We start from the raw sequence: 14,002 nt of genomic DNA on the forward strand, positions 1-14,002 counted from the left end.
CACGCATTGACCTTGCGGCCGCTTCCGGGTGAAGACAGACCATCATGGAAGCGAAATTTCAGACCTTTCTCATCCTGCTCGCCGTGCTGGCGGGCACCGCGCTTGTCGCGCGCCGCTTCAACATCGCGCCCGCCATTCTGCTGATGCTCTCAGGTGTCGGCCTTGCCTTCGTGCCGGGCATGCCAGCGGTCGAACTGCCGCCGGAACTGGTGCTGCTGATGGTGCTGCCGCCGCTGATCTACTCGGCGAGCGTCGCGATGAGCTGGCGCGAGTTCAAAAAGAATCTTCGCCCGATCGTGCTGCTGGCGGTCGGTGCGGTGATCTTCACCGCGGCGTTGGTCGCAACCGCCACGCATTATTTCATCGGCCTGCCCTGGACGATCGGCTTCCTGCTCGGCGCCATCGTCGCGCCGCCCGACGTGGTGGCGCCGCTCGCGATCGCGCGCCGGCTGCATCTGCCGCGCAGGCTGATGGTCATCCTCGAAGGCGAAGGGCTCGCGAATGATGCCACCGCTCTGATCCTCTACCGCTTCGCGCTCGCCGCAATCATGGTCGGGCAATTCTCGCTGCCTCTGGCAGGCGGCGAGTTCTTGCTCATCGTCGCCGGCGAGATCGCCTTCGGCATCGGCGTCGGTTGGCTCTCCCTGCGGTTCCGCAAATGGTCGGGAGACCCGCAGGTCGAGCTGACACTGTCGCTGATCACGCCCTACGTGTCCTACTGGCTGCCCGAGCATCTCGGCGGCTCCGGCGTGATCGCCACCGTCGCCTGTGGCCTCTATGTGAGCTGGAATGGCCCGCTGCTGATCTCGGCATCGACGCGCCTGCAAGGCATCTTCTTCTGGGACCTCGTGATCTATCTGATCGAGGGCTTGCTGTTCCTGCTCACCGGATTCCAGATGCGCGCACTCTACGAGAAATCGAAGGCGTTCCCGCTCGACGACATCATGATTGCGACTGCCGTGGTGCTGGCGGTGGTCGTGATCGCGCGCTTCGCCTGGCTCTATCCCGCGACCTATCTGCCACGAATGCTCAGCAAGTCGCTGCGTGCGCGCGATCCGTCACCACCATGGCAATGGCCGTTCGTGCTTGCGTTCACCGGCGTGCGCGGCGCGGTGTCGCTGGCGGCAGCACTGGCGCTGCCGTTCACGCTGCCGGGCGGCGAGGCCTTCCCGTTTCGCGACCTGATCCTGTTCGTCGCGTTCGGCGTCATCTTCATCACACTGATCGGCGTCGGCCTCACGCTGCCCCCCGTGGTTCGTTGGCTCGGTGTCGCGGAAGCCGGTCGCAACGAGCATGCCGCCGAGCACGAGGCCGAGATCGCGGCACGGCGCCAGGCCCTCGACGCGGCGCTAAAGTCGCTCGACGCGCTGACCGAGGAAAAGGACGTGTCCGACGAGGTGATGCGGCTCCTGCGCGCCCGCCACGAGATCCGGGTCAACCAGCTGCCGGACTCGCTCGATCCCACCCACCACGACGTCTCCGCCGCCGGCACCGCCCTGACCCGCGGTCTGATCGCCACCGAGCGCAAGTTCATCCACGAGCTGCTGCGCGAGGGCCAGATCACCGACGAGACGCGGCGGCGGATCGAGCGCGATCTGGACCTGGAGGAGGCAAGCTTGGCAAACCGGGAGTACCGGGGAGGGCCGCTATAGATTCCCGTCATTGCTAGGGGCGCGAACTACCGCCTCTCGCAAAATTCCCTCATCGCCACCGCCACGGCGCCCGCAATGATCTCCTGCCGCTCCGGGGAGTTCATCGCCATCTCCTCGTCGCGGTTGATGATGGAGCCCGCTTCGAGCAGCACTGCGGCGCTGCGGGTCTGCGAGAGCACAACGAGCCCGTCATAGCGGTAGACGCCGACATCCTTGTCGAGCAATTGGCGCCGGTAGCGGCCCATCACCGGCAGGGTGTACTGGCTGGCATAGTGCAGGTCCTGCTGCTTCAGCTGCCTGCCGATCATCCGGGCCAGCATCAGGCTGGCGGCGAAGTGCGGATTCCGCTGCGACACGAACAGAGAGTGGCCCGAAAAGCGGTCGCTGAAATAGCTGTTCGCGCCGTCGAACTCCCAGCTCCCGAGCAGCTTGTCCGGCACCGAATCGTGATGGATCGACAGGAAGAGATCGGCCCGGGCGTCATTCGCGGTGCTGACGCGCTTGAACAGGCTCGGCCGCGCCTTGCCGTCCGTGACGAGCAACCGGGTCGCGGCAAAGCCTTCGGCCTTGAGCCTCGCCGTAATCAGACTTGCAAGCCGGAAGTTGAAGCCGAACTCCGTGTCGTTGCGCGCGCTCAACGCGCCGTAGGAGTCCGGGGTGTGCCCGACATCCACGAGGATCCGGAATTTCGACAGCTCACACTTGACCGGCGCGTGCGGCGGCTTGGGTTTCGCGATTTTCCGCGCGATAGCAGCATGACCAGAGTCTGCAGGCGCCAGCGACCATAGCAAGATCGACGCGACCAGCGTCGAGACGAGACTTGCGATGATGCTGCGCGGCTGTCCCAAGTACTACTCCGCTGCCGCTGTTCGCGGCCGGCCGACAAAGCCTGTGACGTCACCGAAACGCTCCAGCATCACCGCGGAAAGGTCCTTGGCCTTGCTGGTGACGCAGGCGCCCGAGCGCACGGCATAGCGATCCTGATGCGCGGCCTGCGGCGGCGGCTCGCCCTGCTGAAGCGCCCGCGCCAGCTCCATCACGACTTTCCGGAAATGCATGATACCGAGATCGGTCGGACCGAGATGCTCGCGGGTGCGTCGGCGATCGGGCCCTGGCTGTCCTGCACGGCCGCATCCTGTTCGGAGACGCCCTTGATGCCGGTGTAGCTCCTGGTCTTCTGCAGCTTGCGGTCGATCAGATAGTCGTTGCCCTTGTGGCGCAGCGGCACGTAATTGTCGCCAACCTCCGCGATCACGCCGTTGCCGCGGTCAAAGACGTCGCGCTCGGCTTGCGTCAGCGGCCGCTCCGGATTCCAGGCATAGGTGTAGATCCAGCAATTGGTGTCGGTGACGGGCACGAAAGTCTGCCCAAAGATGTTCTCACCCGGCATCGCGCTCGGGGCATAGGCGTGGAACGGCATCAGAAACTGCGCAATGCGCCAGTAGATGTTGTCGCCGCCGGTGAGCCGCCCGCCGGCGATGGTGAGGCCCGCCGCGTGCGGCGCGATCTTGATCACGGGACGCGGATCCTCCGCGATCCAGCGCATGTGATCGCTCGACATCCGCGCGATCGGATTCACGAAATGCTTCTTGATGTCCAGGATCTCGTTCTCCTCCTTGTCGAAGGAGAGATGGGCGAAGGTGAAATGCGCGGTGTCGATCGAGCCTTCCAACGCCTGCACCCAGTTGCAGTCCTGCCATTTCTTGCTGACATAGCGGTGCGAGGCCGGCAGCAGCGCCATTTCAAGATCGGGCAGCTCGGGCATCGCATCCGCGGGACCCATATAGGCCCAGATCATCTCGCCCCATTCGCGCGCCGGATAGGATTTGATACGGATGAGGTCTTTGGCATTGAGGTCGGGATAGGACGTCGGCATGTCGACGCAGCGGCCGTCGGTGTCGAACTTCCAGCCGTGATAGACACAGCGGATGCCGCATTCCTCGTTGCGCCCGAGCCAGAGATTGGCGCCGCGATGCGGGCAGTATTGATCGATGATTCCGACAACGCCGCGCGTATCGCGGAAGGCGAGCAGCTCCTCGCCGAGAACGATGATCTTCTTCGGCTCGCCGTCGGGTTCAGGGAGTTCTTCGGACAGCAGCACAGGAATCCAGAACCGGCGCAACAATTCGCCCATGCCCGTACCAGAGCCCGACTCGGTCAGGAATTTGTTGTCCTCGGCGCGGAGCATGGAAAATCCTCCCGACGGTCGTTGTTGCCGGCAAGATTGGCGCGGACGCGGGAAGACGTCAACGCGGAACGCGGCGCGCAGGCCGGTTAAACCGGCCGCTCCCCCTTCACCGTCACGCGCGTGCCGGAGCGCGTGTGCGGCCAGTAATCCCACATCGCGCGGTGCTGGGTGCAGCGGTTGTCCCAGAAGGCGATGGCATTCTCTGTCCAGCGAAAGCGGCACTGGAACAGCGGATTCTCGGCGTGCTGGTAGAGATAGGCAAGCATCGCCTCGCTCTCGTCGCGCGGGATGCCGTTGATGTGGCGGGTGAAGCCGCGGTTGACGTAGAGCGCCTTCTTGCCGGTGACCGGATGCGTGCGCACCACGGGATGCTCGGCACTCGGATAGGACGGGCGGTCGGCGACGCCGTAATTGGCGTAGAGCCCGCGATAGATCGGCTCGCCGTCATGCAACGCAGTCAGCCCGTCGAGATAGGCCTTCATCCGGTCCGACAGCGCCTCGTAGGCCGCATACATGTTGGCGAACAGCGTGTCGCCGCCGCGCGGCGGGCACTGCTTGATGTAGAGGATCGAGCCCATCGGCGGCTCGTGATCGCAGGACACGTCGGAATGCCAGCCCTCGCCATTGGCCCGCGGCGAATTCGCATCCGCATAGATCTTCATCAGGGCCGGGTCTTCATCCTCATGCGGCGCGGCGGGATGGAAATGCAGCTCACCGAACTTGCGGCCGAAGGCGAGATGCTGTTGTGGCGTGATGTGCTGGTCGCGGAAGAAGATGACGAGGTTTTCGGCAAGCGCGCGGTGGACCTCGTCCATCTGCCGGTTGGAGCGCGCATCGTCGGAGACAAGTTTGCCGATGTCGACGCCGGAGATCTCCGCGCCGATGATCGGGGTCAGCTTTTCGACCGCGATGGTCTCGTAAGGCGCGCCGTCGTCCATCGCGTGGCGATAGCGCGGGCCCTGCTTGCCGGCGAGTGAGCTCATGGCGTGTCTCCCGATGCATTCTTGCTTGGGAGCATCGTAGCAATGTATGGCGGCTTAGCGAAGCGTAACCCGCCACTTCGCGCCCACAAAAATAAGGCGGGTTACGCTTTCGCTAACCCGCCCTACGATTCCTGATCTGGAGCAGAACTATTCCGCCGCGGTCACCGGCACCTTGGCGCCCTGGCCGTAGCGCTGCTCGATGTAGTCGATCACGAGTGCTTTGAAGTCCGCGGAGATGGTCGGGCCGCGCAGGGTGCGGAACTTCTTGCCGTCGACGAACACCGGGGCAGCCGGCGCCTCGCCCGTACCCGGCAGCGAGATGCCGATATTGGCGTGCTTGGATTCGCCGGGGCCGTTGACGATGCAGCCCATCACCGCGACGTTGAGCTCTTCCACGCCGGGATATTTCGTCTTCCAGGTCGGCATCTCGTCGCGGATGAACCCCTGGATCGAGCTGGCCAGCTCCTGGAAGGTGGTCGAGGTGGTGCGGCCGCAGCCGGGGCACGCCGCAACCAGCGGCACGAAGGTGCGGAAGCCCATGGTCTGCAAGAGCTCCTGGCCGACCTGCACTTCGCGGGTGCGGTCGCCGCCGGGCTCCGGCGTCAGCGAGATGCGGATGGTGTCGCCGATGCCCTGCTGCAACAGGATGCCGAGCGCGGCCGAGGACGCCACGATGCCCTTGGTGCCCATGCCGGCCTCGGTCAGGCCGAGATGGATCGCGTAGTCGGAACGGCTGGCGAGATCCTGATAGACCGCGATCAGATCCTGCACGGCCGAGACTTTGGCCGAGAGGATGATGCGATTCTTCGGCATGCCGAGTTCCTCGGCGCGCGCGGCCGAGAGCAGCGCGGATTGCACCATGGCCTCGCGCGTCACCGCGCGCACGTCGCGCGGATCGGGGGAGGCGGCGTTCTCGTCCATCAGCTTGGTCAAGAGCTCCTGGTCGAGCGAGCCCCAATTGGCGCCGATGCGCACCGGCTTGTTGTTCTTGTTGGCGATCTCGATGATGTCGGCGAACTGGGTGTCGCGCTTGTCCTTGAAGCCGACATTGCCGGGATTGATGCGATATTTGGCGAGCGCCTCGGCGCAGGCCGGATAGGCGGCGAGCAGCTTGTGGCCGATATAGTGAAAGTCGCCGATCAGCGGCGTGGTGATGCCGCGCTTGAGCAGGCCGTCGCGGATGTGCGGGACGGCAGCGGCGGCCTCCTCGCGGTCCACGGTGATGCGGACCATGTCGGAGCCGGCGCGGGCGAGCGCTGCGACCTGGGCAATGGTGCCGTCGATATCGGCGGTGTCGGTGTTGGTCATTGACTGCACGACGATCGGGGCACCGCCGCCGACGGCAACGTCGCCGACCTTGACCTGGGTAGTCTTGTGCCGGGGCGCGGGGCCCGCGACGTCGGAATCGATGGTTTTTTCGAGCTTGTTCATGGCGTCCAAATATCAGGTTTTGGTGACGTTCAGCAATGCATCGCGCGGCGCCGCAGCGGATTGACTGGGACGGTTAACCAGAAAAAGCCCAGCAATGACAAGGACGGCGGCAGCCCCGAATGTCAGGTTCAGCGTGTCGTGCATGATGAAATAGCTACCCACCACGCCAAACAAAGGGGTGATGAAGGTAAAAGCCGACAATTTGCTGGCCGAATAGGTCTTCACCAGCGCGAACCAAAGCGTGAACGTGGTTCCCACGACCCAGATCGCCTGGAAGGCCATCAGGCCCAGCGACAGCGGCGACGGCGTGTGGGGGATGGTCTCCCCGAACAGCCAGGCGGCCAGCCCCAGGATCGGGATCGAGGTCGCGACCTGATAGCCCAGAGCCTTCTCGGGCGCCGCGAAGCGCAGCCGCGTGCCCTTGGCAACTAGCGTGGTCGCCGCCCACAGCGCGGCGCCGCCGACGATCATGAGATCGCCGAGCAGGACATGCGAATCGACGTTGGGCTGCGGCACGCCGATCGCGAGCGCGACACCGGCAAAGCTGATGGCGAGCCCCAGCCATTGCGTCCCACCAAGTCGCTCGCCGAGCACCTGGTAGGAGCCGAGCGCGACGAAGAACGGCGCGGTGTAGAGGAACACGACCGCCCGCGATGCTGGTGTGAACCGCAGGCCCTGGAAGATCAGCACGAACTCGATGCCGAACATCAGTCCGGCGATGACGCCGGGCTTCCAGGTGCCGTCGCGCTCGAAGAATTTAACGCCGCGCAAGCTGCCGATGATGAACAGCACCGGCAGCGCGCCCATCGAGCGGAACGTGGCCTGAAGCATCGGCGGAATGTCCGGCAGCACCAGCTTCACGGCGATCTGGTTGAACCCCCAGGTCAGGCACAGCATGAGCATCAGGGCGATGGCGCCGGCACTGAGGGGACGACCGGCGGACGGTATGGCTTGAGGTGAGGACATTTCTTCCTAAAAACCGGCTTTGCGCCGTTGTTGCTCTATGCGGCTTTCTGACAATGCGCACAAACGCCCGTGATTTCCACCACCGACAATTTGGGAGCGAAGCCTGAGCTGCGCGCGGCGGCGTTGAGGTCCTTGGCGAAGGATGCCGACGGAATCTCACCGACCAGGCCGCAGCGCTCGCAGATCAGGAACGTCACCGCCGAGATCGCGTCGTGGTCGTGAGCGGCGCAGGCGAGATAGGCGTTGCGGCTTTCGATCCGGTGCACGAGGCCGTTGGCCATCAGGAAATCGAGAGCACGATAGACCGTGATCGGCGCCGGCCGCTGCATCGATTTCGCCAGCTCGTCGATCACCTCATAGGCGCCGAGCGGCCGGTGGCTCGAGAGCAGCGCCCCCAGCACATGGCGGCGTATAGGCGTGAATTTCTGCGCGCGCTCTCCGCAGACGGCCTCGGCATGCGCCAGCGCATCCGCGGTGCAGCGGCCGTGATCGTGGTCGGGCGCGGGAAATGCCGGTCTTGCAAGGGTCATGCGATCGGCGTTCTAGCATTTCGAAAGGGGAACCCAAAGCAGGACCGGCGATGCGGCCAGCAGCCATGCTCGGCCTGCGGGACAGCGTCCCGCAAACCCGCCGTGAAATAATCATAAGCTTGCTTATTATATTCCAAGCTTATTGGAGACCAAGCTCATGAGCCCCGGACCCGTGGACCAGAATTTCCTGTTTACACTCGCCGAGCTCTACCGCCTGCTCCGGGTCTATGCCGACAAGGAAGCCTCGCGCTTCGGCATCACCCGCGCGCAATGGGCGGTGCTGGCCAAGGTCGAGCGCAGCGAAGGCATGAAGCAGTCGGAGCTTGCCGAGCTTCTCGAGGTGCAGCCGATCACGCTGACGCGCCTGATCGATAAACTCTGTGACAGCGACTGGATCGAGCGACGCAACGATCCTTCGGATCGCCGCGTCAAGCGGCTGTACCTGAAGAAGGCCGGGCGGCAGTTGCTCGGGCGGATGAGCGGGCTGAAGTCCGAGCTCACGGCCAACGCGCTCGACGGCATCACTCCGGCGGACGCCCATCGCCTCCTCACCCAACTCGAAACAATCAAGGAAAACGTGCGGTCCGCGATCCAGAGCAGCGGAGCGGAACAAGCGCGTAAGGAGCAACGCTATGGCTGATCAGGTTCTCAAGTTCCAGCCCGAGCAGAAAATCGACGGCGGCAAGCCCACCAAGAAAGCCGGCACCGATCCGCGCCGCCGCCTGGTGGCGGGCCTGCGCCGCTATCGCCGCGTGCTGCTCCTGGTTGTGCTGCCGCTCGTCGTCGCGGTTGCCGGCTTCACCTTCTATCTCAATGGCGGCCGTTACGTCGGCACTGATGACGCCTATGTCGGCGCGCAGAAAGTGCTGGTGACCCCTGATATCTCCGGCAAAATCCAGAAGGTCGTCGTCAAGGAAGGTCAGGTCGTCAAGCACGGCGACGAGTTGTTCGAGATCGACCCCGCTCCGTTCCGTCATGCGTTGGAAGAAGCCAAAGCGCAACTCGCCCAAGCCCGCATCACCTATGACAATCTTGTTGCCAACATCAAGATCTACGGTGACATGCTCAATCTTGCCCAGCAGGGCATGGACCTGAAGCAGCGCGACGTCGAACGCAAGCAGTCGCTGGTGAAGAACAATTACGGCTCGCAGCTCGATCTCGACAACGCGTCCAATGCACTGGTTACCGCCGGCGCGCAGGCGCAATACATCAAGCAGCAACTCTCCAATGCCAAGACCCAATTGCTGGGGAATCCCGAGTTGCCGCTGGAGCAATTCCCCGCCTACGCGCAAGCGAAAGCCAAGCTGGACGATGCCCAGCGCAACCTCGACCACACCGTGCTGCGCGCGCCGATGGATGGCGTGGCAACACAGGTCGAACAGATCCAGCTCGGCCGCTACGTCGCCGCCGGCACGCCGGTGTTCTCCATCATCGACGTGGCCCATCCCTGGGTCGACGCCAATCCGAAGGAGAGCGACCTCACCTACGTCACCGAAGGACAGCCGGTCACGCTCGAGGTCGACGCGTTCCCGAACCATACCTTCAAGGGCAAGATCGGCTCGCTCTCGCCCGGCACCGGCGCGCAATTCGCGATCCTGCCGCCGCAGAACGCCAGCGGCAATTTCGTCAAGGTGGTGCAGCGCGTGCCGATCCGCATCTATTTCGACGAGACCGACAAATACGTACGCAAGCTGAAGGCCGGCATGAGCGTTTACGCCACCATCGACACCGGCCACCAGCGCTCGCTCGCCGGTCTGCTCGGCCTGTCGGCGACCGCGAGCCAAGACAAAGATCAGGAGGACTAATCCTATGGCGGAGTCCAATCCCGCCCTTATGGTCCCCGGCCTGCGCCGGAACATGGTGACGATCTGCGCCATGACGGCAACCATCATGCAGGCGCTGGACACCACCATCGCCAACGTCGCCCTGCCCTACATGCAGGGCACGCTGTCGGCTTCGCAGGACCAGATCAACTGGGTGCTGACCTCCTACATCGTCGCCGCCGCGATCATGACGGCACCGGTGGGCTGGATCGCCAACCGCTTCGGCCGCAAGCGCATCTTCATCATCTGCTCGGCCGGCTTCACCATGGCATCGGTGCTGTGCGGGCTTGCGCAGGACATCAACCAGATGGTGATTTTCCGCCTGCTGCAGGGCGTGTTCGGCGCGGCCCTGGTGCCGTTGTCGCAATCGGTGATGCTCGACTATTACACGCTCCAGGAACGCGCCAAGGCGATGTCGATCTGGGGCATGGGCGTGATGATGGGGCCGATCATGGGTCCCTCGCTCGGCGCCTGGCTGACCGAGACTTATTCCTGGCACTGGGTGTTCTTCGTCAATTTGCCGTTCGGCGCCATCACCGTGATCGGGCTGATCATCTTCATGGACGAGACCCGGAAGGATCTCAGTCTCAAGTTCGACTGGTTCGGCTTCGCGGCGCTGGCGGTCGCGATCGGGTCGCTTCAGCTCGCGCTCGACCGCGGCGAGCAATTGGGCTGGCTCGAATCGGGTGAGATCCTTGCGGAGTTCATCGTCTCGGCCGTCGCCTTCTACTTCTTCATCGCGCATTCCTTCACGACCTCGACACCGTTCATCCGCTTCGGGCTCTTCAAGGACCGCAATTTCGTCACCGGCTGCGTGTTCATGGTCGTGATGGGCCTCGTGCTGTTCTCGACCATGGCGCTGGCCTCCCCCTATATGCAGAACGTGATCGGCTATCCCATCATCACCGCGGGCCTGCTGCTGGCGAGCCGCGGCTTCGGCACCTTCTTCGCCATGATGCTGGTCGGCCGCATGATGCGTTACATCGAAGCCCGCACACTGATCATCACCGGCCTGACGCTGACCGCGGGCTCGCTGTTCCAGATGACCGGCTGGACCGATTTGACCCAGGTGCCGGAGATCGTGACCGTCAGCGTCATCCAGGGCTTCGGCTTCGGCCTCGTCTTCGTGCCGCTATCGACGGTGGCGTTCCTGACCTTGTCGAATGAGCTGCGCACCGACGGCACCGCGATGCTGACCTTAATGCGCAACGTCGCGAGCTCGGTGGGCATTTCCGTCGTCATCGCCCAGCTGACACAAGGCACGCGGCGGACCTACGCGATCCTGTCCGAACACATCAACCCGTTCAACCATGCGCTCCAGATGCCCAGCGTCAGCGGCATGATCAATCTCTCCACCGACGCCGGTCGCGCCATGGCCGATCGCATGGTCAGCGTGCAGGCGCAGATCATCGCCTTCGCGCACGACTACGAGCTGGTGATGTTCTTCATCCTCTGCACCATCCCGCTCGCCCTGCTGATCGGCTCGACCAAGGCCACCCTGCGCAAGCAGGCGGCGGGGCCGGAACATGCGGTGATGGAGTGATGCCTTCGCCGGGACGACACCGATGATGTTGCGCGCCTCTACCCCAAAATCTCCTCGCAGCCCAGATCCTCGACCGCCATCATCACCCGCTCCAGATTATTCCACCAGATCACCGGTGGGATGTTGATGCTCCACTGCCAGACTGGCTTGGTGATGTGCCACAGCACCGACCGCCGATAGTCCTGGTCGAGCGCGCCGCGCGTATAGCCGCTGACACCGTGCGCCATCAGCGTGTCGTGGTAATGATTGAGCAGAAGGCGTTCGAACGCCTGCCGGCGTTCCGGATACCACTGCAGCGCCATCATGTAGGCGAGGTCGTGAGTCGGCACGTTGATGTCCCACAAGTCGAAGTCGAAGATGCGGACAGTGTCGGACACGCCGGCGCGCGGCAGCAGAAAATTCCAGATGTGGGCATCGCCATGGGTGATGGTGAGGTGGCGATGCGAATGGTAGCGCAGTGACATCCTGTCGGACCGATCGATGAAGCGGCGGTAGAGCGTGCGGCGCTCTTCACTGAGACGATCGCCGAGCTGATCAGCGAATCGGTCGTAATGGGATGCGAACGTTTCCATATGCCCCGCCGTATCGTCGGTGCTCGCCCAGACCCCGACGGTCTCGCCGAGACCAGCATGGTCCCACCACGCCGCGTGCCAGCGCGCGAGCGCGGCGACGATGGCCATCGCCTGAGCGCGCGATGGCGGCAGCGGCCATTGGGTCGCTATCTCGTGACTATCAGTGAGATCCTCAAGCAGGAGATGCCAGGCGAGGCTCTCCTCGTCGAAATTCCCGTCAAAGCAGCGCGGCACCAGCAGCGCGGGCGTTCTGGGTGCAAGCTGTGTGTAGTAGGCCACCTCATGGCGACCGGCATTCGCCAGCGGCTTGGCAAACGCGGCATGGGGCGTCTTGAGAATCAGTGACTGCGGCGAGCCGGCGGATTCCCCGACATAGCGCAGGCCGAGTCGGGTGATATGCGACACGACCGTATCGCGCTCATGCAGGACCTTGACCTCGCGCACGGCACCGGCGTCCAGTGCGCCAGCCTTGCGCAGCGCCGCGGTTAGATTTGCCGCGTCCGCCACCGCCGGCAACCGTGTATCTTTCATGCGCGCCCGACCCCCGTCGCGTTGCTCCATTCTGTACAACCGCGCTGCCGGGCGCCAGCGGCATCAGCCGCCCGGCTCAAGCCGCAGCGGTCGAGTCACGCACGGTCCTGACGACAACCGACCGGAGCTGCTCGAGATTGGCCGCCATGCCGGCGATCGCCTGCCTGACCTCCGCGGCGCGCTCGTTCACGGAGGCGGCGTCGCGGCTGACATCACCGATCTTGGCCGAGACCTCCTTCGCCGCGGAAGTCGATTCGGAAATCGACCGCGTGATCTCGCGGGTCGCGGCGTCCTGCTCTTCCATCGCGGCGGCAACCGAGGTGGCGACGCCGTCGATCTCGACGATGTGGCCTCCCATGGTTTCGACGGCGTCGACGGCGGCTTGCGTCGAGGCCTGGATCTCGGCGATCAGCCGCGCGATCTCCTCGGTGGAGTTGGCGGTCTGGTCGGAGAGGGATTTCACTTCGGCGGCGACCACCGCGAAGCCACGGCCGGCCTCCCCGGCGCGCGCCGCCTCGATCGTGGCGTTGAGTGCCAGCAGATTGGTCTGGCCGGCGATGCCGCCGATGAGGTCGGAGACCTCGGCGATCTTCTTCACCGATCCAGCCAGCGTCTGGATGGTCGAGCGCGCCTGTTCCCGACCGGCGACCGCCGATTTTGTAACCGTGCTGGTCCGCGCGACCTGGGTTGCGATCTCGCGGATCGAAGCACTGAGTTCTTCAGCTGCGGCCGAGACGGTCTGCGAGCTGCCGAGGGCCTGGGTGGAGGCGGCTGCGACCGCCTGCGATTGTGTCGAGAGCGACCTTGCGATCTCGGACAGACTGGAGGCGGCACGCTCCACGCCTTGCGTCGCCGCGCTCGCGGTGTCGACCGAGCGGCCGGTCTCGCGCTCGACGGTTTCGGCCATCTGATGCAGGGCCTCACGCTTGGCGAGCGCCGCCTCCTGCTCCTTCTGCAACTGCTCCTCGCGCAGGCGGAAATTCTCGACCGCGGACTGCTTGAACACCAAGAGCGCACCCGCCATCGAGCCGACCTCGTCCTGCCGGTGCGCGAAAGGAATGTCGGCGGCGAGATCGCCGGTCGCGAGCTTTTGCATCGCGCTGGTCATGCGCACGATCGGGCGCATCACGCCGAAGGCGACGCCGAGCAGGCCCGCCGCAATGAAGGCGAGGACGGCGGCGGAGACGCCGAGGAGGATGTAAAGCATCGAGCTGTCGCGGTCCGCGGCCAGCTTCTCCATGTCGGCATTCTGCTTGTTGGCGCTCTCGACGATGCTGTCGATGACGGCGCGATGCGCGGTATAGGCCTCCTTGAGCTGCGCGTAGGCCCGCTCGGAGACGGCCGTATCCTTGGCCTTGAGGGCGGGGAGGAGCTGGTCGGACAACAGCTTCCAGAACTTCTGCACCTCGGCGTCGGATTTCGACACCAGGGTCGTCTTCAGGTCGGCCGAGAGGCTGGAGGTGACCCAGAATGCCTTGCGCTCGTCGTAATCCTTGCGGAGCTGGGCCAGGCGTTCGGCATGGGCCGCCAGCTGGTCGGGCTCGCGCATGGCGAGCGTGGCCTCGAGGTAGGCCTCGATCACATATTCCGGCGGCGGCAGGATGTCGGCGATGAGATCGTTTCCGAGCTTGATATCAGAATAGAGCGGACCGCCGACCTTGAGCTCTTTCAAGGCGTAGAGGCTGGTCGAGACCACGGCGGTAAAGCCGATGGCCAGAACGATGCCGAAAGCAATGATTGCGGAAGAAAGCGAAAGACGAATTTTCATGGAAAAATCCAATGG

General features: G+C 64.2%; 13 protein-coding genes. 4 read left to right on the top strand and 9 right to left on the bottom strand.

The window, feature by feature from the left end:
- Positions 1-44 precede the first annotated feature (44 nt).
- A complete protein-coding gene (locus AC0L23_RS08195; RefSeq protein WP_085385517.1) occupies positions 45-1,652 on the top strand; it encodes a Na+/H+ antiporter in 1,608 nt (535 codons plus the stop codon).
- Between the two features lie 26 nt (positions 1,653-1,678).
- Here the strand turns inward: AC0L23_RS08195 and AC0L23_RS08200 are convergent, their stop codons facing one another.
- The 7 genes from AC0L23_RS08200 to AC0L23_RS08230 form a co-directional block, all read right to left on the bottom strand.
- Positions 1,679-2,500 (bottom strand): N-acetylmuramoyl-L-alanine amidase, encoded by an 822-nt coding sequence (locus AC0L23_RS08200; RefSeq protein ID WP_018455915.1) that lies wholly within the window; start codon positions 2,498-2,500, stop codon positions 1,679-1,681.
- A 3-nt stretch (positions 2,501-2,503) separates the two neighbouring features.
- Complete coding sequence (locus AC0L23_RS08205; protein WP_240543368.1) at positions 2,504-2,710, bottom strand: hypothetical protein; 207 nt, start codon at positions 2,708-2,710, stop codon at positions 2,504-2,506.
- A complete protein-coding gene (locus tag AC0L23_RS08210; protein ID WP_240543369.1) occupies positions 2,689-3,840 on the bottom strand; it encodes a Rieske 2Fe-2S domain-containing protein in 1,152 nt (383 codons plus the stop codon). Before AC0L23_RS08210 ends, AC0L23_RS08205 begins: the two co-directional genes overlap by 22 nt.
- Positions 3,841-3,926: 86 nt before the next feature.
- On the bottom strand, positions 3,927-4,823 hold the full coding sequence (locus AC0L23_RS08215; protein WP_085361938.1) for a TauD/TfdA dioxygenase family protein: 897 nt from the start codon (positions 4,821-4,823) through the stop codon (positions 3,927-3,929).
- Between the two features lie 147 nt (positions 4,824-4,970).
- On the bottom strand, positions 4,971-6,254 hold the full coding sequence (gene ispG / locus AC0L23_RS08220) for a flavodoxin-dependent (E)-4-hydroxy-3-methylbut-2-enyl-diphosphate synthase (protein WP_473356812.1): 1,284 nt from the start codon (positions 6,252-6,254) through the stop codon (positions 4,971-4,973).
- Between the two features lie 12 nt (positions 6,255-6,266).
- The gene (locus tag AC0L23_RS08225; protein WP_007615962.1) at positions 6,267-7,220 is read right to left on the bottom strand and encodes a DMT family transporter; all 954 of its coding nucleotides are present in this window, start codon (positions 7,218-7,220) and stop codon (positions 6,267-6,269) included.
- A 35-nt stretch (positions 7,221-7,255) separates the two neighbouring features.
- Complete coding sequence (locus AC0L23_RS08230; protein WP_085349774.1) at positions 7,256-7,750, bottom strand: Fur family transcriptional regulator; 495 nt, start codon at positions 7,748-7,750, stop codon at positions 7,256-7,258.
- A gap of 157 nt (positions 7,751-7,907) precedes the next feature.
- On the opposite strand from AC0L23_RS08230, the gene AC0L23_RS08235 reads away from it, so the two are divergent.
- The 3 genes from AC0L23_RS08235 to AC0L23_RS08245 are packed head-to-tail and all read left to right on the top strand — an operon-like array spanning position 7,908 to position 11,116.
- A complete protein-coding gene (locus AC0L23_RS08235) occupies positions 7,908-8,390 on the top strand; it encodes a MarR family winged helix-turn-helix transcriptional regulator (RefSeq protein WP_026233050.1) in 483 nt (160 codons plus the stop codon).
- Positions 8,383-9,555, top strand: a complete 1,173-nt coding sequence (locus tag AC0L23_RS08240; protein WP_085349773.1) for an HlyD family secretion protein — start codon at positions 8,383-8,385, stop codon at positions 9,553-9,555. Before AC0L23_RS08235 ends, AC0L23_RS08240 begins: the two co-directional genes overlap by 8 nt.
- A 4-nt stretch (positions 9,556-9,559) precedes the next feature.
- Positions 9,560-11,116, top strand: a complete 1,557-nt coding sequence (locus tag AC0L23_RS08245) for an MDR family MFS transporter (protein ID WP_018455907.1) — start codon at positions 9,560-9,562, stop codon at positions 11,114-11,116.
- A 38-nt stretch (positions 11,117-11,154) separates the two neighbouring features.
- Here the strand turns inward: AC0L23_RS08245 and AC0L23_RS08250 are convergent, their stop codons facing one another.
- A complete protein-coding gene (locus tag AC0L23_RS08250; protein WP_094183356.1) occupies positions 11,155-12,219 on the bottom strand; it encodes a phosphotransferase in 1,065 nt (354 codons plus the stop codon).
- Between the two features lie 76 nt (positions 12,220-12,295).
- The gene (locus AC0L23_RS08255; RefSeq protein WP_085361939.1) at positions 12,296-13,987 is read right to left on the bottom strand and encodes a methyl-accepting chemotaxis protein; all 1,692 of its coding nucleotides are present in this window, start codon (positions 13,985-13,987) and stop codon (positions 12,296-12,298) included.
- Positions 13,988-14,002 lie beyond the last annotated feature (15 nt).

The sequence above is a fragment of the Bradyrhizobium sp. MI1.4 genome (genome assembly GCF_055811315.1).

Coding starts and splice junctions, on each gene's coding strand:
- AC0L23_RS08195 (WP_085385517.1), top strand. CDS start 45: ATGGAAGCGAAATTTCAGACCTTTCTCATCCTGCTCGCCGTGCTGGCG.
- AC0L23_RS08205 (WP_240543368.1), bottom strand. CDS start 2,710: ATGCATTTCCGGAAAGTCGTGATGGAGCTGGCGCGGGCGCTTCAGCAG.
- AC0L23_RS08210 (WP_240543369.1), bottom strand. CDS start 3,840: ATGCTCCGCGCCGAGGACAACAAATTCCTGACCGAGTCGGGCTCTGGT.
- AC0L23_RS08215 (WP_085361938.1), bottom strand. CDS start 4,823: ATGAGCTCACTCGCCGGCAAGCAGGGCCCGCGCTATCGCCACGCGATG.
- ispG (WP_473356812.1), bottom strand. CDS start 6,254: ATGAACAAGCTCGAAAAAACCATCGATTCCGACGTCGCGGGCCCCGCG.
- AC0L23_RS08225 (WP_007615962.1), bottom strand. CDS start 7,220: ATGTCCTCACCTCAAGCCATACCGTCCGCCGGTCGTCCCCTCAGTGCC.
- AC0L23_RS08230 (WP_085349774.1), bottom strand. CDS start 7,750: ATGACCCTTGCAAGACCGGCATTTCCCGCGCCCGACCACGATCACGGC.
- AC0L23_RS08235 (WP_026233050.1), top strand. CDS start 7,908: ATGAGCCCCGGACCCGTGGACCAGAATTTCCTGTTTACACTCGCCGAG.
- AC0L23_RS08240 (WP_085349773.1), top strand. CDS start 8,383: ATGGCTGATCAGGTTCTCAAGTTCCAGCCCGAGCAGAAAATCGACGGC.
- AC0L23_RS08245 (WP_018455907.1), top strand. CDS start 9,560: ATGGCGGAGTCCAATCCCGCCCTTATGGTCCCCGGCCTGCGCCGGAAC.
- AC0L23_RS08250 (WP_094183356.1), bottom strand. CDS start 12,219: ATGAAAGATACACGGTTGCCGGCGGTGGCGGACGCGGCAAATCTAACC.
- AC0L23_RS08255 (WP_085361939.1), bottom strand. CDS start 13,987: ATGAAAATTCGTCTTTCGCTTTCTTCCGCAATCATTGCTTTCGGCATC.